Raw genomic sequence first — 21,945 nt, 5'->3', positions numbered from 1 at the left:
TTGGTTCAATGCGATGCACAGCTCTGTCCCGGCAGTCATGCTGGCAAGAACAGAGCAGGGCCGCATTGTAATACCGAGGATCGATTAATGGACATCCCGCAGAACGACATGAATGAAACGTTGATCACGCTTACTTCGGACATCGTCGCTGCTCATGTGAGCAATAACAGCGTTTCGGTCGAAGATTTGCCATTGCTGATTACCAATGTCTATGGCGCGCTTTCCGGGCTTGGCCAGGCCGCTCCCGCAGTCGAGAAGCTGCCCGAGCCGGCAGTGTCGATCCGTTCGTCGGTAAAGCCCGACCACATTGTCTGCCTCGAAGATGGTAAGAAGCTGAAAATGCTCAAGCGTCACCTGATGACGCACTACAATCTCACGCCGGACCAGTATCGCCAGCGCTGGGGCCTCGCCGCCGACTACCCGATGGTCGCGCCCAACTATGCCGAGAAGCGCCGCGATCTCGCCAAGAAGATCGGCCTCGGCCGCAAGCCCGGTCCGCGCCGCAGCCGCAAGCCTGCCGTCAAGGCCTGAACACCGCTCCCCCGGGTTGTAGATTTTGCTGCACCAGCGTAAAGCTGGTGCAGCCCCCGAGCTAGCGGAGTTCCTGTGCAGCAGCCGATCGACATCGAAGCCCTTTGCGCCGAACGGGGCCTGCGTATCACCGAGCAGCGCCGCGTGATCGCACGCGTCCTTTCGGACAGTCACGATCACCCGGACGTCGAGAAATTGCACGAGCGCGCCGCCGCGATCGATCCCGGCATCTCGATTGCGACCGTCTACCGCACGGTCCGCCTGTTCGAGGAAGCCGGCATTCTCGACCGGCATGATTTCGGCGACGGCCGCGCGCGCTACGAAGCCGCCCCCGAGGCGCATCACGATCACATGATCGACGTCGAGACCGGCAAGGTCATCGAATTCGTCGATCCCGAGCTCGAGGCACTGCAGCGCCAGATCGCCGACAAGCTGGGCTTCCGCCTGGTCGATCACCGCATGGAGCTCTACGGAGTGAAACTCGACCGCGAAGGTAGTCGCCAGGATTGAGCGGGCGCCAAGATTGATCTCGCCTTTAGGCTGGCTGGCCGTTGCGCTGCGCCTCGTGGCGATGATCGGCTGGCTCGGCGCCTGTATTCTGTTCTACTATCTCTGGCGTATCGCGGGGGCGCGTAACCCCTGGCCGCGGTTTTTCCTGGGCGGCATCGCCTGGATCGCGGGCGTCGATGTCACTGTAACCGGCACGCCGACCCGTCGCGGCGCCATTCTTCTCGCCAACCATGTCAGCTGGATCGACATCCCGGCGATAGCGAGCGCATCGGGCGCGGCTTTCGTCGCGCATGACGGGCTCGCGGCGGTTCCCGTGCTGCGCTGGCTCTGCCGGATGAACGATACGGTATTCGTCGCCCGGCACGACCGCGCCAGCGTAGCCGAGCAGGTCGCCCAGGTCCGCGAAGCCATCCGCGAGACCGGCGCGCTGGCGATCTTCCCCGAAGGCACGACCAGCGACGGCACCGACCTGCTGCCGTTCAAGAGCTCACTGCTGTCCGCGCTCGATCCGCTGCCGCCCGGCATAGTCGTCCAGCCGCTCTGGCTCGACTACGGCACGGAAGCGGCGGACATCGCCTGGGTCGGCGAAGAGCACGGGCTCGACAACTTCCTGCGCATCCTCGCACGCTGGCGGCCGATCGCGCTGACCTTGCACTTCGTCGCGCCCCTGACCGGCGACGCGCTGGCGAACCGCAAGACCATGGCCGCGGGAGCACGCGCGGCGATCCTCGGTAGGATGCAGACCCGCTAGATCAGCGCGTGGCGTTGTACGACAACTGCGTCTGATCGAGCTGGAAACCCAGCAGCAGCTCGAAGTTGGCGCGCTGCACCGCTGCGCGCACGTCGGGCTCGGACAGCGGATCGACGGCGGCGTCCGCCTCGCCGGCCTTGCGCTTGCGCGTGATGCGCTCGCGTATCTCGGCGGGCAGCGTCGCTTCGGCACGGTCGATATAGGCCGAGCCCTGCCCGGTCACCTGCGCGCGCTCCTGCCCGTCGGCGAAATTCAGCGTCACCGTGCCCATGCGCTTGCTGACGACGGCGCTGCCGCCGCGCAGGACGGCAACGAAATAGGGCAGTTGCACCTGGCGCGCACCGCGCGTGTCGGTGCGGCGGGCCAGCACGTCGAACGTGGTGCTGACGAACACCTTCGCACTCGTATCGGCGTCGCTACCGTCGTTGCACTGCGACTTGACGTTGGTCATCGCGGCGACGACGTCGATATTGCCCGCGGTGCTGTCTCCGGGCGTGCGGAACAGCGTAACGTCGCCGGTATAGTCGGGAATGCCGATCGCCGGGCAGGCACCGCGCACCGCGGTGATGCCCACGCTCTCATCGACCACCAGCTCGCCCTTGGAATGGCAACCCGCAAGCGCAGCGGTAAGCGCGGCAGCGGCAAGCAGACGGTAGCGAGGGCTCATCGGGGCATCCTTGTTTGATGGCTCATGCCCTAGCGGGGCGCGCAGCAAAGCGCTAGAGGCGCGAATATGAACGCGCCCTTTCCCACAGTTCGCCCCTTTTCTCAGGAAAAAACGGCGCTGAAGGTCCTGATCGCCGCGCCGCGCGGCTTTTGCGCTGGCGTCGACCGCGCGATCGAGATCGTCGAGCGCGCGCTCGAACGCTACGGCGCGCCGGTCTACGTGCGCCACGAGATCGTCCACAACCGCTTCGTCGTCGACGGGCTCAAGGCCAAGGGCGCGGTCTTCGTCGAGGAGCTCGACGAAGTGCCCGATGGCGTGCCGGTGATCTTCAGCGCCCACGGCGTGCCGAAATCGGTGCCGGCGGCAGCCAACGAGCGCGGGCTCGAATGGCTCGATGCCACCTGCCCGCTGGTCAGCAAGGTTCACCGCCAGGCCGAGCGCCAGATCGAGGCCGGGCGACATATCTTGTTCATCGGGCATAGCGGCCATCCCGAAGTGATCGGCACCTTCGGCCAGGTGCCCGAAGGCGCGATGACGCTGGTCGAGACGGTCGAAGACGTCGCCGCGCTCGACCTGCCGACCGATGCCGCAGTGGCCTACCTGACCCAGACGACGCTGTCGGTCGACGATACCGCGGCGGTCATTGCCGCCCTGCAGGCCCGATTTTCCGCACTCACCGCGCCCAAGGCCGAGGACATCTGCTACGCCACGTCGAACCGGCAGGCCGCGGTCAAGGCGATCGCGCCGCTATGCCAGCTGATGCTGGTGATCGGCGCGCCGAACAGTTCCAACTCGCTGCGGCTTGCCGAAGTGGCCGAGCGCATGGGTATTCCGGCCAAGCTGATTCAGCGCGGCGCAGAGATCGAACGGGGTTGGCTCGACGGCGTCGATACCGTGGGGCTGACCGCCGGCGCCTCCGCGCCGGAGACTCTGGTGCGCGAGGTGATCGATCACCTCGCCGCGTTCCGCGACCTCGCCGAGGAGCAGGTGATCACCGCGGAGGAGAAGATCACCTTCAAGCTTCCGCGGCAGCTCGTGTGATCGAGTCAGCATAGTGGCAGTCTATACCCAGCTCGGCGCTGAGACCCTCACCGCGATCATCGCTGAATTCGACGTCGGCGCGCTGGTTTCGGCCAAGGGCATCGCCGAGGGCGTGTCGAACAGCAACTGGCTGATCGACACGGCCGGCCAGGACGGAAACGGCGCGCGATTCATCCTGACGATGTACGAGGCGCGCACCGACATCGGCGACCTGCCCTTCTTCCTCGGCCTGCTCGATCACCTCGCAGCCCGCGACTGCCCGGTACCGCGCACGATCCACGACCGCGTGGGCCAGGCATACCGTCTGCACGAAGGCAAGGCGTTGGCGCTGATCGAGTTCCTGCCCGGCATCTCGGTCAGCGAGCCCACCCCGGCCCAGGCCCGCGCGGTCGGCGCGGCGCTGGCGCAAGTTCATATAGCGGCTGCGGACTTTGCCGGCCGGCGCGCCAATTCGCTGGGACCCAAAGACTGGGAGAGCCTGGCGAAGGCCTGCGGCAGCGAAGGCCTCGCCTCGATCCATCCCGAACTGGCCAAGCTTGTGGAGCGCGAACTGGCTCGGCTCGAACGGCAGTGGCCGCGCGACTTGCCGCATTCGGTGATCCACGCCGACCTGTTTCCCGACAATGTCCTGATGCTCGGCGACCCGCAAACCGGCGACAGGGTGACAGGACTCATCGATTTCTACTTCGCCTGCTACGATATCACCGCCTACGACCTCGCGGTGACTCATGCGGCGTGGTGTTTCAGCAACGATGGCAGCCAGTTCGACGCGGCGCTCTCCGAAGCGCTGCTCGCCGGCTACGAGGCCGTGCGCCCGCTGCTCGCCGAAGAGCGCGCCGCGCTTCCCGTCCTGGCGCGCGGCGCGGCGATGCGCTTCCTGATGACCCGCGCCTACGACTGGATGAACACGCCCGAGGGGGCGCTGGTCACGCGCAAGGACCCGCTGGCTTTCGCCCGGCGGCTGGACTTCTACGCCGATCCCGCCAATGCTGGGCTATTCGGCCCGGCCGAAGAATGAGGACAGAGCCCTGAAGAAAGTGGAAGTATTCACCGACGGCGCCTGCAAGGGCAATCCCGGCCCGGGCGGCTGGGGCGCGATCCTGCGCATGGGGCCGCACGAAAAGGAAATGTCGGGCTCCGAAGCGCAGACCACGAACAACCGCATGGAAATGACCGCGGTGATCAAGGGCCTGCGCGCGCTGATCGAGCCTTGCGAAGTGACGCTCTACACCGACAGCAAGTACGTCATCGATGGCATCACCAAATGGGTGCACGGCTGGAAACGCAACGGCTGGATCAACGCCAGCAAGCAGCCGGTGCGCAATGCCGACCTGTGGCACGAGCTGATCGACGCGGCGCAGCAGCACCAGGTCAGCTGGGAATGGGTCAAGGGCCACGCCGGGCATCCGGAAAACGAACGCGCCGACCAGCTTGCGAGCGCCGCAGCGCTCAGCGTGGGCAAGTAAACCTCCCCGTCACCGGGGAGGTTTCGAGAAATCAGGCGTCGCTCTTGTCGACCACTTCGGCACCGGGGCCGTTCTTGAGGATGGATTCGATGGCGTTCTTCGCGCTCGCCTTGCTCGAATAGCCTTCGGTCCAGAAGATCGATTCCGAATTGTGACAGAAATAAGCGACGAACTCGCCGGCCTTGTTCTTCCGGATTTCGAAACGGTGCGCCATCCTGGGTCTCCTCGCTACCTGTGAATCCCGAGGGCAATCTAACGCAAATCTGCTTTTACGCTAGCTGAACCGATCTGGCGCATAAGGCGTCGGATCGACTGCACCGGGCGGATCGCCGCACAACAGCCGCGCGGCCAGATCGGCAGCGGCGGGCGCAGTCTGAATGCCGAAGCCACCCTGGCCGGCGAACCAGAAGTAACGCGGGACGGCGGGATCGAAACCATAGACCGGCAGGCGATCGGGCGCGAAGCTGCGCAGGCCGGCCCAGCGGTGCTCGACGCGCTCGACCGCCCAGTCGGTCACCTCCTCCAGCCGCGCGATGGCCGTCGCGACATCGATTTCCTCGGGCGCGGCATCGCAGGGCGGGCTGGGCGTTTCGTCGTGCGGGCTGAGCCAGAGCCGGCCGGCGTCGGGCTTGAAATAGAAGCGCTCGGCGAGGTCGAGCACCAGCGGCAGGTCGTCCGGAACCGCCGGCGCGACGCGCAATTGGGCGATCGTGCGGCGGAACGGGGCAATGCCGAGCGGCCGGACGCCCGCCATTTCGGCCACCGGGTCGGCCCAGGCCCCGGCCGCGTTCACGAGGATCGTGGCCGCAGCCTCGCGCCCGTCGTCGAGCCGCAGGTGCCAGCCGCCGGCGTGCTCCGCAGCCCCGGCCAGCCGCGCCGAGCACCGGAGCTCGGTCCCGGCGCGTTTCGCCGTGGCGAGGTAGTGCTGGTGCAGGCCGGCGACGTCGATGTCGCGGCAGTCGGGCTCGAAGGCGCCCAGCGTCCAGCCGGGTCTGAGGCCAGGTATCTTCGCCTCCAGGCCGGCCCGCCCCAACATCTCGACGCGCACGCCGAGTGCGGCGAAGCTGGCAGCGAACAGTTCCAGTTCGGCCTCCTGCCCTGCCCGAGCGATCGTCAGTGCGCCGCGCGGGCTGAGAAAGCCGTTTTCCTCTAGAAAGACGCCGGAGGCCGTGGTCAGCGGCTGCACTCCGGGGCCGCCGTAGCTCTCGGTCCAGAACGCTGCAGAGCGGCCGGTGGCATGGTACCCGGGCCGATCCTCGGCTTCGAGCAGCAGTACCCGCACGCGGTTCCCCAGCACCGCGGCGAGCGAGGCGCCGGCCATGCCCGCGCCGACAATGGCGATGTCGTACTGGCCGCTCATGTCAGCGCGCCGGCGCGGTGCGGTCGAGAAAATCGCCGATCGCCGCGAGCGCGACATCGCGTACGGCATCGGCCTCGCGCAGGATCTCGTGGCGCGCCTCGGCGCCGAAGCGGATCAGTTTAGCATGCGGTAGCCGCTGGGCGGCTCGCTCGATCGCACCGTATTCGACGAGGCGGTCGGCATCGGTCGCCAGGATCAGCACCGGCGTCTGAACGCTTTCGAGCGCGCCGGGCCGTTCGAGCAGCCGGATCGAAGCGATTGCCGCGCGAGTCCAGCCCCACGAGCCCGGCCCCATGACGAGCTCGGGCCGCACCTCGCGCCACCAGTGCTCGTCGGCATAGCGCTCGGCGTCATGGGTCAGCAGGTTGGCCCGGCCGCGCGGCAATTGGCCAGGCTTCTCGCTCCATTTCCAGGCCGGCCGGCGCGGGTCGCCGAGCACGCTCATCAGCTGCGCCGCAGCCAGGAGCACGCCCGAAGGCACGAAGCGCGGGTGCAGCCCGAGCATCGGCGCGGTCATGACCAGCGCTTCGGGATCGACCTTGCGTTCGACCAGCGCGCGAAGCACCAGGTGCCCGCCCATCGAGTGCCCCACGAGCACATGCGGCCCCGGCGTCTCTTTCTTCCACTCTGCCCAGAACCGGGCAAGATCAGCTATCCAGATCGCGAAGTCGTCGACATGGCCGGTTACCGCATCGGTGCCGAGCCGGCCCGAGCCCGCCTGCCCACGCCAGTCTGCCGCGGTGACCCGCCAGCCCTGCGCATGCCAGTAACCCAGCGTCTCGAGGTATTTCTCGTAGGCATCGCCGCGTCCGGGCATGAACAGGATCGAGCCGCGGGGCTTCCCGGCTGGCTCCGCCCAGTCGATCCGGCGGATGGCGTGGCCGTCGGCGGCCAGCCAGCGGGACTCGCGCGCATCGGCCGCTATGGCACGGCGATCGTTTGCCCCCAGATCCTTTTCTGCCGCCTCGCAGACCGTGTCCAGGCTCACTTGGCTAAATCCGTCCTGCGGTCGTTGGTTACTTTTTGGTAAGCCATGTGGGCTAGATGTTCCCGGGGTATTTGGGGCATTCTTGCATGCAAGGCGGGGTTATCACTTACGGACTGCTGACCGCCTTGGCAATCGCGCTGCTGGTCGCTGCCGTGACCGACCTGCGCCGCCGCCAGATCGACAACTGGCTCAATGCCGCGATCGCGCTGGGCGCACCGCTATTCTGGCTGGCCATGGGCCTGTCGCTCGGCCAGATCGGCTGGCAGATCGCTATCACGCTGGGATCATTCGTTATTTTCGCGGGCCTTTTCGCGCTCGGCTGGATGGGCGGGGGCGATGTCAAGCTGCTGACGGCGCTGGCGCTGTGGATTCAGCCCTTCTGGTTCGCCCAGCTCATTTTCGTCATGGCGGTAGCCGGCGGAGTGCTGACCATAATCTTCGGGGCCTGGCATTTCGCCACCCGCCGCAAGGACAAACCGGCCATTCCCTACGGCATCGCCATCTCCGGCGCAGGCCTCTGGGCACTGGCCAGCCAATACGTTCCGTCGCTGCAAAACGCCGGTCTGTTCGGGTGACAACCTGATCTTAACCAATATGCCCGATTTCTACGGGAACTTGGGCACTTTTCGAGGGGGCTAGTCTAGCCATGGACAAGAAAAAGCTGACGCTGCTGCTGGTAGCGCTGGTCATAGCGGTCGGAACGGCCCTTGGCGCGCGCACCCTGTTTGTCGGCGCAGCGGCACCGCAGGCATCCGCCGCGGCGGCAGCGGCGCCGGAAGCCAAGGGACCGAAGGTCCTGGTCGCTCAGCGCGCTCTTCCGGTCGGCACGATTATCACGGCCGACTCCGTCTCCTATCAGGCCTGGCCGAAGGACATGGTGCAGGACGCCTACTTCATCGATGGCGAAGCCGACATGTCTAAGCTGCTCGGCACAGTCGTGCGCTATCCGGTCACCGCCGGCCAGCCCCTCACCCAGGGTGCGCTCGTCGCGCCGGGCGACCGCGGCTTCCTCGCCGCTGCGCTCGGACCGGGCATGCGCGCCATCACCATTCCTGTCTCGGCCAAGACCGGCGTCGCCGGCTTCGTCTTCCCGGGCGACCATGTCGACCTCGTCCTGACCCAGTCGGTCAAGGGTGGCGGCGACGGCCAGCAGCTCAAGGCTTCCGAGACGATCCTCAAGAACCTGCGCGTCCTCGCGACCGACCAGGCGACCTCGACCGAGACCGTCGAAGGCAAATCGGTGGTCCGCACCTCGAGCACCGTGACGCTCGAAGTCACGCCGCGCATCGCCGAGAAGGTCACCGTCGCCGAGACGATCGGTCAGCTCAGCCTGTCGCTGCGCTCGCTCGCCGACAACCAGTCCGAACTCGACAAGATGGTCGCGTCGGGTGCCGTCAAGCTGCCCGAGGGCGCGAGCAAGGAACAGGAAGATCGCATCCTGAGCCAGGCGCTGAACCGCCCGGTCGAGGGTCCGACGACCTTCCAGACCGGCGGCGACGTCTCGCGCTTCCAGCGCAGCACGGTACCGGCCGCGCGCGACCAGCAGATGGCCCGTCAGATGGCCGCCGCTCCGGCCATGACGGCCACGGGCATTCCGGTCCGGCTCGGTCCGACGGTCCGCGTGACGCGTGGCAAGAGCACCGAAGTCGTGTCGGTGGGAAGGAACTGAGATGAGCCTGCACACCGGCAAACACGCCAAGCATTCGTCTAGCATTTCTTGCCACTTGGGGGCAATAGCATGAACCGCCGCATGATCCGTTCCCTGCTGACGGCCGCCTGTGCCGCAGCACCGCTCGCCGCCGCCGCGCCGGCCCTTGCCGCGCCGCCGCCGTCGGTCATGCGCCCGGCCAACGACATGGTTCTCTCGATTGGCCGCGGCCAGCTCGTGACCACCGGCGGCCCGATGACCGACGTCTTCGTCGCCAACGACGCGGTCGCCGACGTCGAGGTCAAGTCCGGCCGCCAGCTCTACGTCTTCGGCAAGGCCGGCGGCGAGACCACGGTCTATGCCAGCAACGCCCAGGGCGACATCGTCTGGTCGGCCAACGTCCGCGTCGGCTCGAACATCGACTCCATCGACCAGATGCTCCGCCTCGCCATGCCCGACGCCAAAGTCGGCGTCGCGACCATGGGTACCGGCACCTACCTGCTGACCGGCACCGTCGCCTCCCCCGAGGATGCGGCCGAAGCCGAACGGCTGGTCCAGGCTTTCGTCGGCGGCAAGACCCCCGGCGAAGTCAATATCGTCAGCCGCCTGAAGACCGCGACGCCGCTGCAGGTGAACCTGCAGGTCCGCTTCGCCGAAGTCAGCCGCACGATGGTCAAGCAGCTTGCCTCCAACATCACGACGATCGACGGCAGCGGCGGCTTCAAGTTCGGCTACGGCCAGGGCCGCGCGGCCAGTTCGTTCATCACCACCGATCCCAACCTGCCGCTCGGCATCGGCCAGAGCGTCCAGGGCTATACCATCAACCCGATCACCGGTGCGGTCGTGCAGATGCCCGGTACCAACGTCACCCAGGCTACGGGTGGCCTCAATACCGTTGCCGGCCTGGGCCGCTTCCTCGGTCTCGACATTCTCGGCACGCTCGACGCGGGTGAGAACATCGGCCTCGTCTCGACACTGGCCCAGCCGAACCTGACCGCGTTGTCGGGCGAAACCGCCGACTTCCTCGCCGGCGGCGAGTTCCCGATCCCGCTCAGCCAGGGCCTCGGCTCGACCTCGATCGAATACAAGAAGTTCGGTGTCAGCCTGTCCTACACGCCGACGGTGCTCGCCAATGGCCGCATCTCGCTGCGCGTCCGCCCGGAAGTGTCCGAGCTGTCGAGCGAAGGCGCGATCGTGCTCAACGGCTTCCAGGTCCCGGCGCTGACCGTGCGTCGCACGGAAACGACGGTGGAGCTGGGCTCGGGCCAGAGCTTCATGATCGCCGGTCTGATGAAGAACTCGTCGCAGAACGCGATCAAGAAGATGCCCGGTGCCGGCGACCTGCCGATCCTGGGTGCCCTGTTCCGTTCGACGAGCTTCCAGAAGGGCGAAACCGAGCTGGTGATCGTCGTGACGCCGTACCTGGTCAATCCGGTCGACGCCAAGGACATCAAGCTGCCCACGGATGGTTACAACGCGCCTAACGAGCTGCAGCGCATCCTCGGCAACCAGGAGTCCGACGGCAAGAGCGGCGTCCAGCGGCCCCTGCCCAGCGCGGCGCCGCAGGAACGCAACGCTCCCGCCGTCGGCGAAGCGACGCCCGCCCCTATGCCGGGCAGTTCGAGCAAGCGCAGCGCCGCGGCGGAAGTGCCCGCGCCCGGCTTCAACCTTAAGTGAGAGAGGTTCGCACGATGACTTCCCTTTACCGATCGCCGAAGACCTTCGGCGCTGCCCTCGCTCTCTCGCTCGGCCTGACTCTCGGCGGCTGCGGTGGCATTGCGAACAACGCCTCGCTCGAGTCGATCCACCAGCCGGTGGTCGAGCGGGTCAACTACACGCTCGACGTCTCGGCCAGTCCCAGTGGCCTGTCCTATCCCGAGCAGAGCCGTGTCGCTGGCTGGTTCGAAGCCATGGACCTGAAGTACGGCGATCGCATCTCGATCGACGATCCGCTCCAGAGCGAAGCGACCCGCGTTGCGATCGCGCAGCTGGCCGGGCGCTATGGCCTGATCGTCAGCGAAGACGCCCCGACCACGGGCAGCGTCGCGGCAGGCAACGCCCGGATCATCGTGACCCGCTCGAAGGCATCCGTCCCCGGTTGCCCCGACTGGTCCGCCAAGAACGACTTCAATCCGAACAACGCCACCAGCTCCAACTACGGCTGCGCGACGAACAGCAATCTTGCCGCGATGGTCGCCAACCCCGAGCACCTGCTGAAGGGTGAGACGACCAACAGCGATACGCTGGTGATGAGCTCGAACAAGGCGATTGGCGCCTACCGCAGCCAGGCGCCCACGGGCACCGGCGGCCTCAAGCAGAACAGCACGAAGGGGGAATGATCCAATGAACGCACCGTGGAAATCCGGAGCGGCCGGCGGGCGTGACCCCTATGCTGCTTTCATCTGCGACGAGGCCTCACTCGACGTACTGCGCCCCGTCGCGGTCGAAATGGGCTGGGCGCCGGAGAAGTGCAACAAGGGCGGCCTGCGCAACGCCGTCCAGGCGCTGTCGATCTCGGCTAGCCCCAACATTCTCCTGGTCGACCTGTCGGAAAGCGGCGATCCGCTGAACGACATCAACGCCCTGGCCGAAGTCTGCGAACCCGGCACGGTCGTGATCGCGATCGGCCAGGTCAACGACGTGCGCCTCTACCGCGACCTGCTTGCCAGCGGCATCCACGACTATCTGCTCAAACCGCTGCAGCCCGGCCTGCTGCGCGATGCGCTGGTCAATGCCCAGGCTGTGTTCTCGGCGCCGAAGTTCACCGACGCAGCCTCGGCCAAGCAGCACATCTCGACCGCAGTGATCGGCACGCGCGGCGGCGTCGGGGCCTCGACCCTGGCGACCTCGCTCGCCTGGCTGTTCAGCGCCGACAACAAGCTGCCGACTGCACTGCTCGATCTCGACATCCATTTCGGCACCGGCGCGCTCTCGCTCGACCTCGAGCCGGGCCGCGGCCTGACCGACGCGATCGAGAACCCGAGCCGCATCGACGGACTGTTCATCGAGCGCGCGATGATCCGCGCCAACGACAATCTCGCGATCCTGTCCGCCGAAGCGCCGATCAACTCGCCGCTGATGACCGACGGCGCAGCCTTCCTTCAGCTCGAGGAAGAGTTCCGTCACGCGTTCGAGATGACCGTGATCGACCTGCCGCGCAACATGCTGATCAACTTCCCGCAGCTGCTCAACGACGTGAACGTGATCCTGATCGTCACCGAGCTGACGCTGGCTTCGGCGCGCGACACGATCCGCCTGCTCTCCTGGCTCAAGACCAACGCCGCGCACGCGCACGTCGTGGTCGTCGCCAACAAGGTGCAGCCGGGCGTCGGCGAGATCAGCAAGGCCGACTTCGAGAGCTCGATCGAGCGCAATATCGGCTACAGCGTCTCCTACGACCTCAAGGCCGCCGCCAATGCCGCAAAGCTGGGGCAGACCTTCTGCGAAGCGAACCGCGCCAGCAAGGCGAGCGGCACAATCCGCGACATCGCCAAGATGGTTATGGGTGCGAGCGACATCGCTGCCGACGACGGCGCTGCTCCGGCCAAGAAGTCGCTTCTCGGCAAGATCGACCTCAAGTCGATGCTGAAGAAGGCCCCGGCCAAGGCTTCGCAGCCGGCCTGATCGTGACAACGCCTGCGGCCATGCGGCCGCAGGAGCTCGCGGCTTCGAACGCCGCGGGCAGCAATGAAAAGGAAGGCGGTACGCGCCGATGAGCCTGTTCCAGATACTGCTCATTGCATTCGGCCTCACGGCCACGCTTGGCTTGGTGGCTTATGCCTTCTCCGGGCCTTCCGTGGCCAAGGAGAGCGCGCGGCGCCTGCAGGCGGTGCGCTATCGCCACTCCGAGAACACGATCGACAAGGTCGAAGCGCAGCTCAAGAAGGCCGTCGCCGCGCGCAAGCCGAAGCTCCATCAGATCGCCGGCTCCAGTTCGCGGATCGAGGCTCTGGCCCTGCGCCTGCACCGGACCGGCAAGGGCTGGACGCTCCAGCAGTACGTCTATGCCTCGGTCGGCCTCGCGCTGACGGTGACCGTGCTCATCCTGCTCAAGTCGGGTGCGCCGGCGCTGGCGCTCGGCGTCGGTCTGCTGGTCGGTGCCGGCGTTCCGCACATGACGGTCAATTTCTTCATCAAGCGGCGCAGCGAAAAGTTCACCACCAAGTTCCCCGACGCGATCGAGCTGCTCGTCCGCGGCCTGCGCTCGGGTCTGCCGGTGACCGAGACGCTCGGCGTAGTCGCCCAGGAAGTACCCGGGCCCGTGGGCCAGGAATTCAAGCTGGTCATCGAACGCATCAAGATCGGCCGGACCATGGAAGAGGCACTGCAGGAAACTGCCGACCGCCTCAACACGCCCGAATTCAGCTTCTTCTGCATCACCCTGGCGATCCAGCGCGAGACCGGCGGCAACCTCGCCGAAACGCTGTCGAACCTGGCGAACGTGCTGCGCATGCGCGCGCAGATGAAGCTCAAGATCAAGGCGATGAGCTCGGAATCGAAGGCCTCGGCCTATATCGTGGGTAGCCTGCCGTTCATCGTCTTCGGCATGATCTACTACATCAACCCCACCTACATCGGCGGCTTCTTCACCGAGGACCGGCTGATCGTGGCGGGCCTCGGCGGCCTTACCTGGATGAGCATCGGCGCATTCATCATGGCCAAGATGGTCAGCTTCGAGATCTGAGCGAGGGACGGCAGACATCATGTTGAACACACCGCCCGGACCCACGCTCCTTGGCTTCGACGTCATCTGGGTCGCGACGATTCTTGCCGCGATCGCCTCGATGGCCGTCCTTTTCGCGATCTATACCGCGATCACCGTGCGCGATCCGATGGCCCGCCGCGTCAAGGCGCTCAACGAGCGCCGCGAGCAGCTCAAGGCCGGCATCGTCGCCTCGCCGCGCAAGCGCGCCAGCCTCATCCGCAAGAATGAGACCACCGACCGCATGCGCGACACGCTGTCGTCGCTGAAGGTGCTGCAGGAAAGCCAGGTCAAGCAGGTCCAGCAGAAGCTCGCCCAGGCCGGCATCCGCAAGAAGGAATATGCCGTCGCGGTCATCTTCGCGCGCATGGTCCTGCCGATCGTGCTCGGCGGCTTCGCCGCGATCATGATCTACTGGGTCAACTACTTCCCCGAATGGGGCAGCTTCAAGAAGTTCATGCTCTTCGCGTTCATCGCCTGCCTTTCCTACAAGGGCCCGGACCTCTGGGTGCAGAACCTGATCTCGAAGCGCACCGACGCGATCCGCAAGGGCCTGCCCGATGCGCTCGACCTGCTGGTGATCTGCGCCGAAGCCGGCCTGACCGTCGATGCCGCGTTCAACCGCGTCGCCCGCGAACTCGGCCGCGCCTATCCCGAACTGGGCGACGAATTCACCCTGACCTCGATCGAGCTGGCCTTCCTCACCGACCGTCGCTCGGCCTTCGAGAACCTCGCCTACCGCGTCAACCTCGAGGCGGTGAAGGGCGTGGTCACGACGATGATCCAGACCGAGCGCTACGGTACGCCGCTGGCATCGGCGCTGCGCGTGCTCTCGGCCGAATTCCGCAACGACCGCATGATGCGCGCCGAGGAAAAGGCCGCGCGTCTGCCGGCGATCATGACCGTGCCGCTGATCCTGTTCATCCTGCCGGTGCTGTTCATCGTCATCCTCGGCCCCGCGGCCTGCTCGATCGGCGACGCCTTCTCGGGCGGCGGTCCCGGCAGCCACTAAAGACCAAGACCTACGGGAGACCGGCCTTCTCGCAGCGACAAGCTGCGGGGAGGCCGAGTTCTTTTAGGCCTGCGGAAGCGTCAGCCCAGCACCCTGCCCGCTACGGCGTCGAGCCTGGCCATCAGTTGCCGGTCGCGCCCGGCGGGCGCCGTGATCAGCGCGTAGTCCAGCGCCCGGTCGATCGGGTTTGCCGGCCGCCGTTCGGGCAGCGCCGCCGCGAGGGCGCGCACGGTATCGCGCGCGGTGGCGGCATTGGCGTGCATGACTTCGAGGATCTCGGCGATGTCGACGCCTTCCTCTTCCTCGCGCCAGGAATCGTAATCGGTGACCATGCCGAGCAGCGCGTAGGGAAGCTCGGCCTCGCGGGCGAGACGCGCCTCGGGCATCGCGGTCATGCCGATCACATCCGCGCCCCACTGGCGGTACATCTTGCTCTCGGCCCTGGTCGAGAACTGCGGGCCTTCCATCGCGAGATAGCAGCCGCCGCGGTGCACGGTCGCGCCGACCTGCTCGGCGGCGCCGGCGGCGAGCTCGGCCAGCGACGGGCAGATCGGATCGGCCAGGCTGACATGGGCGACGAGGCCGGGGCCGAAGAAGCTGTGGCCGCGATGGACGGTCCGGTCGATGAACTGGTCGACCGCGACGAAGTGACCAGGCGCCAGTTCCTCGCGCAACGAACCGATGGCGGACAGCGCCAGCACGTCGGTCACGCCGCAGCGCTTGAGCACGTCGATATTGGCGCGGTAGTTGATCTCGTTCGGCGGGATGCGGTGCCCCGCTCCATGCCGCGCCAGGAAGGTGAAACGCAGACCGCCGAGCTTGCCCACCGTGACCGGGCCGGAAGGCTCGCCAAAGGGGCTCTTGACCGTGATTTCCTGCGCGTCGTCGAGGCCGACGCCGTCGGCGAGGCCGGAGCCGCCGATGATGCCGATGTGCCAGCGGTCGGGCTTCTCCCAGCGGTTGGGTTCCGCGGAATCCTGATCTTCAGCGTGCAAGGATACCTGCCATGATGATGTCGACGGTGTGCTGGCGATAGCGGTCGCGCAGCTCCTCGGTCAACGTATCCTGGTCGAAACAGTGCTTGAGCACGAGCCGCGCCGAGAAGAAGCGGTCGACCGCACCGGTGACGGTGAAATAGAACAGCTGGGGATCGACGGGGCGGAAGACACCTTCCTTGACCCCCGCCTCGATCAGCACCTCGTAGGCATGGTACATCGGCGAGAGGTAGCAATCGGCAATGCGCCGCGCTTCGGAATCGTCGCTCTCGCGCACGAGCCGCATGGTCAGGCGGTTCAGGTAGGGCACCTGGTAGAAGGTATCGACGACCTTCGAGATGTGCCGCCGCAGCTTCGCCTCGGGGCCCCACCCGTCCTTGTGGATCAACGCGTCGACGCTGGTGACGATCGCCTGCCAGTCGCGGTCGAGCAGGGCCTTGAGCAGCCCCGCCTTGTTGCCGAAATAGTATTTCACTAAAGCCGAATTGAGCCCCGAGCGCAGCGACAGCTCGGACAGCGAGATGTCGATCACGTCGCCTTCGCGCATGATCGCACTCGCCGTGTCGAGCAGCTGCGCCCGAGCGCCCGCCGGCGCGCCGAGATCGGCTTCGGCCACTAGATCTGCATCAGCGCGGCGGCATGCGGATGGCGCCGTCGAGGCGGACGTCCTCGCCGTTCATGTAGGGGTTGTCGATCATCGCCAGCGCCAGCTTGGCATATTCCTCGGGCTGGCCCATGCGCTTGGGGAACGGCACCGAGGCGTTGAGCACGTCGCGCGCCTTCTCGGGCAGCGACATCATCAGCGGGGTGAAGAAGATGCCCGGCAGGATCGTGTTGACGCGGATGCCCTCGTTCATCAGGTCGCGCGCGACGGGCAAGGTCATGCCGACCACGCCGGCCTTCGAGGTGGCATAGGCCGCCTGGCCGATCTGGCCGTCCTCGGCCGCGGCCGAAGCGGTGTTGATGATCACGCCGCGCTCACCGTCCTCGGTGATCGGATCGACGGTCAACATGCCCGCCGCCGACTTGGCGAGCACGCGGAAGGTGCCGACGAGGTTGATCTGGATGACGAAGTTGAAGGCATCGAGCGGGAAGTGCTTGATCGCACCGGTTTCCTTGTCGCGGCTGACCGTCTTGATCGCATTGCCGATACCGGCGCAGTTGACCAGGATGCGCTCCTGGCCGTGAGCGGCGCGGGCCTTGGCGAAAGCCGCGTCCACGCTCTCGTCCGAAGTCACGTTGCACTCGCAGAAGATGCCGCCGATCTCCTCGGCGATCGCCTTGCCCTTCTCTTCCTGCAAGTCGAAGATGGCGACCTTGACGCCCTGCGCGGCAAGCGCGCGGGCAGTGGCGGCACCCAGGCCCGAGGCGGCGCCGGTGACGACGGCGGCAATGCTGCTGTCGAGCTTCATGCAGAACTCCTTCTGGTTCGCGCCGGGGCGCTGAAAGTGCGATTTAAGCAGCCGGTTAAACGGCGCGATGCAACCGGTCAATGAGATTGCACTTCTCGCGCAGTCCCGCATAAAGCCGCCGGGCCGCATAATGTAAAACAGGGAGTCGAGTCCTTGGACTCACCAACAGCGCGCGCGGCCTTGTGCCGTATCGCCTTGCTTGCAACCTGCCTTCCCACGGCGGCGCAGGCCGGGGAACGCGACACCGCGATCGTCGTGACCGGATCGCGCATCGACCAGCCAGAAGTGGCCGGGACCGAACCCCTCGCCACCATCGGCGCGGACTATCTCACCGACCGTGCGCTAACCAATGTCGCCGACGCGCTCAACGAGCTGCCCGGCTATCGCGGCTCGATCACGCCAGCGGGCGACCAGGCGAGCTTCGGCCAGGGGGTGAATTTCATCAACCTCTACGGGCTGGGCTCGAACCGCACGCTGACCCTGGTGAACGGGCGACGCGTGGTCAGCTCGAACGTGCCCAGCGTGCTCGGCAATGCGACACCCGGCACCCAGGTCGATCTCAACGTCATCCCTTCGATCCTGGTGGACCGGGTCGAGCGCGTCTCGATCGGCGGCGCGCCGGTCTATGGCACCGACGCGATCGCGGGCACGGTCAACCTCGTGCTCAAACGCCGGCTGACCGGGCTGGAAACGCGTGCGACCAGCGGCGTCAGCAGCGACGGCGACAATTTCCGCTGGAACCTGTCGGCGGCCGGCGGCTTCGACTTCGCGGGCGGGCGCGGCAATGTGACCGCGGCGGTCAGCTATGATCGGGTACGCGGAGTCTCGGGCAGCCAGCGCGAGGCGTACCGCGCCAACCTGGGCAATGCGACCAACCCTTGCACCGTGATCCAGACCGGGGTCTGCTCGGCGCTCAACCTTGTGGCCGCGCTCGGGCCAGCGGGACGCACGCCGGCGAACGACGGCCGGGTCAATCCGAACATCGGTTTCAACAACAGCCTGAGCGACGGCTTTCCGGGCTCGGTTCTGATCAAGGATCTCAGACTGCCGGCCGTGTCGCGCGGGGGCGTGCTGTCGAGCGGCAGCGGCGCCTATAGCTACCAGTTCGCCCCGGGCGGAGCGCTGGTGCCTTACGACAAGGGTGTGATCTACGGCGCGCCCGTGCCCGGGGTGCTGGCGGCGGCGGCCATGGCCTCGGGCGGCGACGGCCTCAGTCTCAACGATTTCCTGGCCGTGACATCGAGCCTGCGCCGGCTCAACACCAGCCTGTCGCTCACCTATGACCTTACCGACCGCCTGCAATTCTTCGCCGACGGCCTGTTCTACAGCGGCCAGGCCGACCTCCCGGTCAAGCTGCCGAACTTCAATGCGGTGCAATTCCCCGGCGGCACCTCCGCGCCGCTGACCTTCCGCACCGACAATCCGTTCCTGACCACGCAGGCCCGCCAGCAGCTCGCGGCGCTGGGCTATACGAGCACGTTCCAGCTCAGCCGCGTCAATGCCGATCTCGCCGACCTGTCGGGCCGGTCGGACAGCAAGGTCTATCACGGCGTCGCGGGGCTCCAGGGCGGCCTGACGCTCGGCGGGCGCGACTACAAGTTCGAGGTGTCGCTCGACTATGGCCGCAGCGATTTCACCGACTATGGTCAGACGATCGACCAGCAGCGCTTCGTCAATGCGGTGAACGTCGGCCTGGTAAACGGCCAGATCGCTTGCGTGACGGCGCCGACGGTCACGGGGTTCCCCACCGGCCAGCGCCCGATCGCCGATCCGGCCTGCGTCCCGCTCAACCTGTTCGGCGACGGCGCGCCGTCGCAGGCGGCGCTCGGCTACATCCTGCGTGACACGGTCTCGAAATCGCGGCTCGAGCAGATCGTGATCAATGCCAACATCGGCGGCTCGCCGTTCGACCTGTTCGGCAATCCGGCCAGCTTCAACCTCGGCTTCGAGCACCACGAGGAGAAGGCGCGCTTCAGCCCCGATGCCTTCCTGCAAGCCGGCCTGGGCCGCTCTGCCGCGGTCGCGCCGACGGCCGGCAGCTACAACCTCGACGAGGTCTTCGGCGAAGTGCTGCTGCCGCTGATCACGCCCGAGAACAACGCCCTGTTCTCGCGTCTGACGGCTTTCGGTCGCGTCCGGCACGTCGACAACAGCGCCAACGGCGGCTTCACCGCCTGGTCGGCCGGCGGGGTCTTCGCACCGATCGCCGACGTCGAGCTGCGCGGCAATTTCACCCGCTCGTTCCGCGCGCCCGCGATAACCGAGCTCTATTCGCCGCGCGCCGTGGTCAACACTTCGGTCATGGACCTATGCTCGACCGCGAACATCGGCACCGGCCCGGTCCCTGCGATCCGCCGCGCGAACTGCACGGCCTTCCTTGCGCGCTACCCCAATGCGACGCCCTTGATCGCCGCGACGGCCAGCGTCCCCGCTTTCAGCGGCGGCAACCCGAACCTGCGCAACGAGCGCGCCGACAGCTTTACTTACGGCGCACAGGTGCGCCCCCGCTTCGTGCCCGGGTTCACGCTTGCCATCGACTACGTGAGCATCAAGATCAGCGACCCGATCGCCAGCCTGACCGTGACGCAGATCGCGCAGGGCTGCTTCGACAATCCCGATTTCAACTCAGCCGATCCGGCCAACGGCAACGCCTTCTGCTCGCTGATCCACCGCGACAGCAATGGCCAGGTGGTCTCTGATGCGCAGAACCCGGCGGTGACGCTCGGCTACGTCAACGGCAAGCGCATCAGGATGAGCGGCGTGCAAGCGACGCTCGACTATACCACTGCACTGTCGGGCGTCCGGCTCCCCGGCGCGTTGTCGATCGGCGGCGACCTGTTCAACCTGCGCAACCGCTTGATCGACTTGACAGGTGTCGCGCCGACGCGGTCGGACGGCATCGTCGGCGATCCGCACTGGCAGGGCCAGGCCCGCATCCGCTACGCCGCCGAGGCCTGGGGCTTCGGCGCTTTCGTCAACTACACCGGCGGCCGCGCCGTGGCGTTGACCATGCGCGGCGACAGCCCCAACGACACGCGCGAGTTCGACCACTTCGGCGGCTTCGCCACTATCGATGGCGCGCTGTTCTTTAACGCCGCCTCCTACAAGCTGACCTTATCGGTCACCAATCTGTTCGATAGAGTCGGCCAGAAATATTTCGGCTACGTCATACCGCTCTCGATCAACGACGCGCTCGGCCGCCGCTTCGCGGTGGGCGTCGCCAGGAAGTGGTAGGATCAATGCAGCTCATCGGTCAGTTCGACAGCCCTTTCGTCCGCCGCGTCGGCCTCGCGCTGACGCGCTACGGCATGGCCTTCGAGCACCTGCCCTACGGCAGCTTCGGCGACAGCGACCGCTTCGTCCAGCACAACCCGCTGCGCCGCGTACCGACCTTGGTAACCGACAGCGGCGAAGTGCTGATCGACAGCTACGCGATCCTCGACCACCTCGACGAGGTCCACGGCCGCGACCGCGCGCTGATCGCCGCTTCGGGGCCCGAACGCCGCGCAGCCCTGCACCGCTGCGCCATCGCCACGGGCATCGCCGACAAGGCGGTGAACTTCTTCTACGCGCGCACTTTCGCGACCGCGCTCGCACCCGAATTCGTCGCGCGGACCGAAGGCCAGATCCTCGCCGGACTGGCCGAGCTCGACCGCGAATGCGCCGCACGCAGCGGCGACTGGTGGTTCGGCGCCGAACCCGGCCACGACGACAATATCGCCGCCTGCATCGCGCGCTTCACCAGCGAGGTCTATGCGCACATCGTCAAGCTGGCGGACTTCCCGGCGCTGGCCGACCATTCCGCGCGCGCCGAAGCCCGCGCGGAGTTCAAGGCGATCCAACAGGTGTTCATTCCGCCGGCCTGAGGCGCCAAGGGCGAAATAGGGACATCAAACGCACCCTGGGCCGCAGGGCTTATTGTGCACCGGCGTCGAACTGCAACACTCCCCTCCACCCGACTCGCGATCAGCCGAGCGGCAGAGAGGAGAGCGTGGCATGAGATTGAAAGGCAAGGTCGCCGTCATCACCGGCGGCACCAAGGGCGTGGGCCGGGGCATCGCGCATCGCTTCGCGCAGGAGGGCGCCTCGGTGGTGTTCACCGGACGCTCCGAGGATCTCGGCCGCGCGGTCGAACGCGAAATCACCGATGCCGGGGGACAGGCCGCATTCGTGCGCGCGGACCTCAGCGTCGAAGAAGACTGTCGCCGGATGATCGAGGCAGCGGAAGAACGGTTCGGTCCGCTGACCACGTTGGTCAACAATGCCGCGGCGACCCACATGATCGGCACCCTGCACGAGTTCGCCGACCGGCGGATGCACGAGCTATCCAACGAAACGCTCGACATCATGTGGAAGAGCGATCTCTACGGGCTGTTCTGGTGCTGCCGCTATGCCCTGCGGGCCATGCTGGCCCACGGCCGGCCCGGCTGTTCGATCGTGAACATCTCGTCCGGCGCGGCCCAAAGCGGCTACGACATGGACGCCTATGTCGCCTCCAAAGCCGCAATGAACGGCATCACCCATTCGATGGCAGGGGAATATGCGCGCTCGGGCATCCGCGTGAATGCGATCGCGCTCGGCCTCGTCAACAACGGCGGCGGGGTCGCGGCAATGATGGCCGACCCGGTGGTCGCGGCCGCGGTCACCGCGAACATCCCGCTCCCGTTCATCGGCGAGCCCGACGACATCGCCTGGGGCAGCGTCTATCTCGCGTCGGACGAAGCGAAATACATCACCGGCGTGGTCCTGCCGATCGACGGCGGTTCATCGGGCTGCCGGGTCGGCGAGCAGGAGACCAGCAAGGAAGGCTGGGCCGAACCGATCTCGTAGCGTGACGCGCCCCCCCGCACAGAACGGGAGGG

The 21,945-nt window shown here is 66.6% G+C and carries 23 protein-coding genes; 16 read left to right on the top strand and 7 right to left on the bottom strand.

What is annotated here, in order from left to right; translation table 11 throughout:
* Window positions 1-87: 87 nt before the first annotated feature.
* The 3 genes from KRR38_RS02850 to KRR38_RS02840 all read left to right on the top strand — a co-directional run bounded on the left by KRR38_RS02850 (window position 88) and on the right by KRR38_RS02840 (window position 1,792).
* A complete protein-coding gene (locus KRR38_RS02850) occupies window positions 88-531 on the top strand; it encodes a MucR family transcriptional regulator (protein ID WP_217398430.1) in 444 nt (147 codons plus the stop codon).
* Between the two features lie 75 nt (window positions 532-606).
* Complete coding sequence (locus KRR38_RS02845) at window positions 607-1,041, top strand: Fur family transcriptional regulator (protein ID WP_217398428.1); 435 nt, start codon at window positions 607-609, stop codon at window positions 1,039-1,041.
* 13 nt (window positions 1,042-1,054) lie between these two features.
* Window positions 1,055-1,792, top strand: coding sequence for a 1-acyl-sn-glycerol-3-phosphate acyltransferase (locus tag KRR38_RS02840; protein ID WP_254514618.1), 738 nt, complete (start codon window positions 1,055-1,057; stop codon window positions 1,790-1,792).
* Window position 1,793: 1 nt separating this feature from the next.
* Here the strand turns inward: KRR38_RS02840 and KRR38_RS02835 are convergent, their stop codons facing one another.
* Window positions 1,794-2,459, bottom strand: coding sequence for a hypothetical protein (locus KRR38_RS02835; RefSeq protein ID WP_217398426.1), 666 nt, complete (start codon window positions 2,457-2,459; stop codon window positions 1,794-1,796).
* A gap of 66 nt (window positions 2,460-2,525) precedes the next feature.
* Between KRR38_RS02835 and ispH the strand changes: the two genes are divergently transcribed.
* From ispH to rnhA, 3 genes are read left to right on the top strand one after another with little or no spacing between them, the layout of a single operon-like run.
* On the top strand, window positions 2,526-3,500 hold the full coding sequence (gene ispH / locus KRR38_RS02830) for a 4-hydroxy-3-methylbut-2-enyl diphosphate reductase (RefSeq protein WP_217398424.1): 975 nt from the start codon (window positions 2,526-2,528) through the stop codon (window positions 3,498-3,500).
* A 13-nt stretch (window positions 3,501-3,513) separates the two neighbouring features.
* On the top strand, window positions 3,514-4,518 hold the full coding sequence (gene thrB, locus KRR38_RS02825) for a homoserine kinase (RefSeq protein ID WP_217398421.1): 1,005 nt from the start codon (window positions 3,514-3,516) through the stop codon (window positions 4,516-4,518).
* A 10-nt stretch (window positions 4,519-4,528) separates the two neighbouring features.
* Complete coding sequence (rnhA, locus tag KRR38_RS02820) at window positions 4,529-4,966, top strand: ribonuclease HI (RefSeq protein WP_217407089.1); 438 nt, start codon at window positions 4,529-4,531, stop codon at window positions 4,964-4,966.
* 31 nt (window positions 4,967-4,997) lie between these two features.
* Here rnhA and KRR38_RS02815 read toward each other — a convergent pair whose 3' ends face one another.
* The 3 genes from KRR38_RS02815 to KRR38_RS02805 are packed head-to-tail and all read right to left on the bottom strand — an operon-like array spanning window position 4,998 to window position 7,314.
* Window positions 4,998-5,180 carry a DUF1508 domain-containing protein gene (locus KRR38_RS02815; protein WP_217398419.1) on the bottom strand — a complete coding sequence of 61 codons (183 nt, stop codon included), beginning with the start codon at window positions 5,178-5,180 and terminating at the stop codon, window positions 4,998-5,000.
* Between the two features lie 60 nt (window positions 5,181-5,240).
* Window positions 5,241-6,326, bottom strand: coding sequence for an FAD-binding oxidoreductase (locus tag KRR38_RS02810; protein WP_217398416.1), 1,086 nt, complete (start codon window positions 6,324-6,326; stop codon window positions 5,241-5,243).
* Between the two features lies 1 nt (window position 6,327).
* Window positions 6,328-7,314 carry an alpha/beta hydrolase gene (locus tag KRR38_RS02805; RefSeq protein ID WP_309140959.1) on the bottom strand — a complete coding sequence of 329 codons (987 nt, stop codon included), beginning with the start codon at window positions 7,312-7,314 and terminating at the stop codon, window positions 6,328-6,330.
* 86 nt (window positions 7,315-7,400) lie between these two features.
* Between KRR38_RS02805 and KRR38_RS02800 the strand changes: the two genes are divergently transcribed.
* From KRR38_RS02800 to KRR38_RS02770, 7 genes are all read left to right on the top strand, one after another.
* Window positions 7,401-7,889: a prepilin peptidase gene (locus tag KRR38_RS02800; protein WP_217398414.1), complete on the top strand. Its 489-nt coding sequence runs from the start codon at window positions 7,401-7,403 to the stop codon at window positions 7,887-7,889.
* Between the two features lie 71 nt (window positions 7,890-7,960).
* Window positions 7,961-8,983, top strand: a complete 1,023-nt coding sequence (cpaB, locus tag KRR38_RS02795; protein ID WP_217398412.1) for a Flp pilus assembly protein CpaB — start codon at window positions 7,961-7,963, stop codon at window positions 8,981-8,983.
* 81 nt (window positions 8,984-9,064) lie between these two features.
* Window positions 9,065-10,639, top strand: a complete 1,575-nt coding sequence (locus KRR38_RS02790) for a type II and III secretion system protein family protein (RefSeq protein ID WP_254514617.1) — start codon at window positions 9,065-9,067, stop codon at window positions 10,637-10,639.
* Between the two features lie 14 nt (window positions 10,640-10,653).
* A complete protein-coding gene (locus KRR38_RS02785; protein WP_217398408.1) occupies window positions 10,654-11,301 on the top strand; it encodes a CpaD family pilus assembly protein in 648 nt (215 codons plus the stop codon).
* A 4-nt stretch (window positions 11,302-11,305) separates the two neighbouring features.
* Window positions 11,306-12,586 carry a pilus assembly protein CpaE gene (locus tag KRR38_RS02780; RefSeq protein ID WP_217398406.1) on the top strand — a complete coding sequence of 427 codons (1,281 nt, stop codon included), beginning with the start codon at window positions 11,306-11,308 and terminating at the stop codon, window positions 12,584-12,586.
* Between the two features lie 88 nt (window positions 12,587-12,674).
* The gene (locus KRR38_RS02775) at window positions 12,675-13,646 is read left to right on the top strand and encodes a type II secretion system F family protein (RefSeq protein WP_217398404.1); all 972 of its coding nucleotides are present in this window, start codon (window positions 12,675-12,677) and stop codon (window positions 13,644-13,646) included.
* Window positions 13,647-13,665: 19 nt separating this feature from the next.
* Window positions 13,666-14,676, top strand: coding sequence for a type II secretion system F family protein (locus KRR38_RS02770; protein WP_217398402.1), 1,011 nt, complete (start codon window positions 13,666-13,668; stop codon window positions 14,674-14,676).
* 80 nt (window positions 14,677-14,756) lie between these two features.
* Here KRR38_RS02770 and mtnP read toward each other — a convergent pair whose 3' ends face one another.
* The 3 genes from mtnP to KRR38_RS02755 form a co-directional block, all read right to left on the bottom strand.
* Window positions 14,757-15,671, bottom strand: a complete 915-nt coding sequence (gene mtnP / locus KRR38_RS02765; protein ID WP_254514616.1) for an S-methyl-5'-thioadenosine phosphorylase — start codon at window positions 15,669-15,671, stop codon at window positions 14,757-14,759.
* Window positions 15,661-16,218 (bottom strand): TetR/AcrR family transcriptional regulator, encoded by a 558-nt coding sequence (locus KRR38_RS02760; protein WP_217407086.1) that lies wholly within the window; start codon window positions 16,216-16,218, stop codon window positions 15,661-15,663. The genes mtnP and KRR38_RS02760 overlap by 11 nt, the downstream gene beginning before the upstream one ends.
* Window positions 16,219-16,297: 79 nt before the next feature.
* A complete protein-coding gene (locus tag KRR38_RS02755) occupies window positions 16,298-17,083 on the bottom strand; it encodes an SDR family NAD(P)-dependent oxidoreductase (RefSeq protein WP_217398400.1) in 786 nt (261 codons plus the stop codon).
* 153 nt (window positions 17,084-17,236) lie between these two features.
* Here KRR38_RS02755 and KRR38_RS02750 point away from each other — a divergent pair, with 153 nt between their 5' ends.
* The 3 genes from KRR38_RS02750 (at window position 17,237) to KRR38_RS02740 (ending at window position 21,913) form a co-directional block, all read left to right on the top strand.
* Entirely contained in the window at window positions 17,237-20,317 is a 3,081-nt protein-coding gene (locus KRR38_RS02750; protein ID WP_217398398.1) for a TonB-dependent receptor domain-containing protein, read from the top strand.
* A gap of 5 nt (window positions 20,318-20,322) precedes the next feature.
* Window positions 20,323-20,949: a glutathione S-transferase family protein gene (locus KRR38_RS02745; protein ID WP_217398396.1), complete on the top strand. Its 627-nt coding sequence runs from the start codon at window positions 20,323-20,325 to the stop codon at window positions 20,947-20,949.
* 130 nt (window positions 20,950-21,079) lie between these two features.
* Complete coding sequence (locus KRR38_RS02740; protein WP_217398394.1) at window positions 21,080-21,913, top strand: SDR family NAD(P)-dependent oxidoreductase; 834 nt, start codon at window positions 21,080-21,082, stop codon at window positions 21,911-21,913.
* The last annotated feature ends 32 nt before the right edge of the window (window positions 21,914-21,945 follow it).

The organism is Novosphingobium sp. G106 (assembly GCF_019075875.1).
Taxonomy (GTDB): domain Bacteria; phylum Pseudomonadota; class Alphaproteobacteria; order Sphingomonadales; family Sphingomonadaceae; genus Novosphingobium.
Note: the sequence above shows the minus strand (reverse complement) of the source record. Positions and strands in the feature narration are given on the sequence as shown.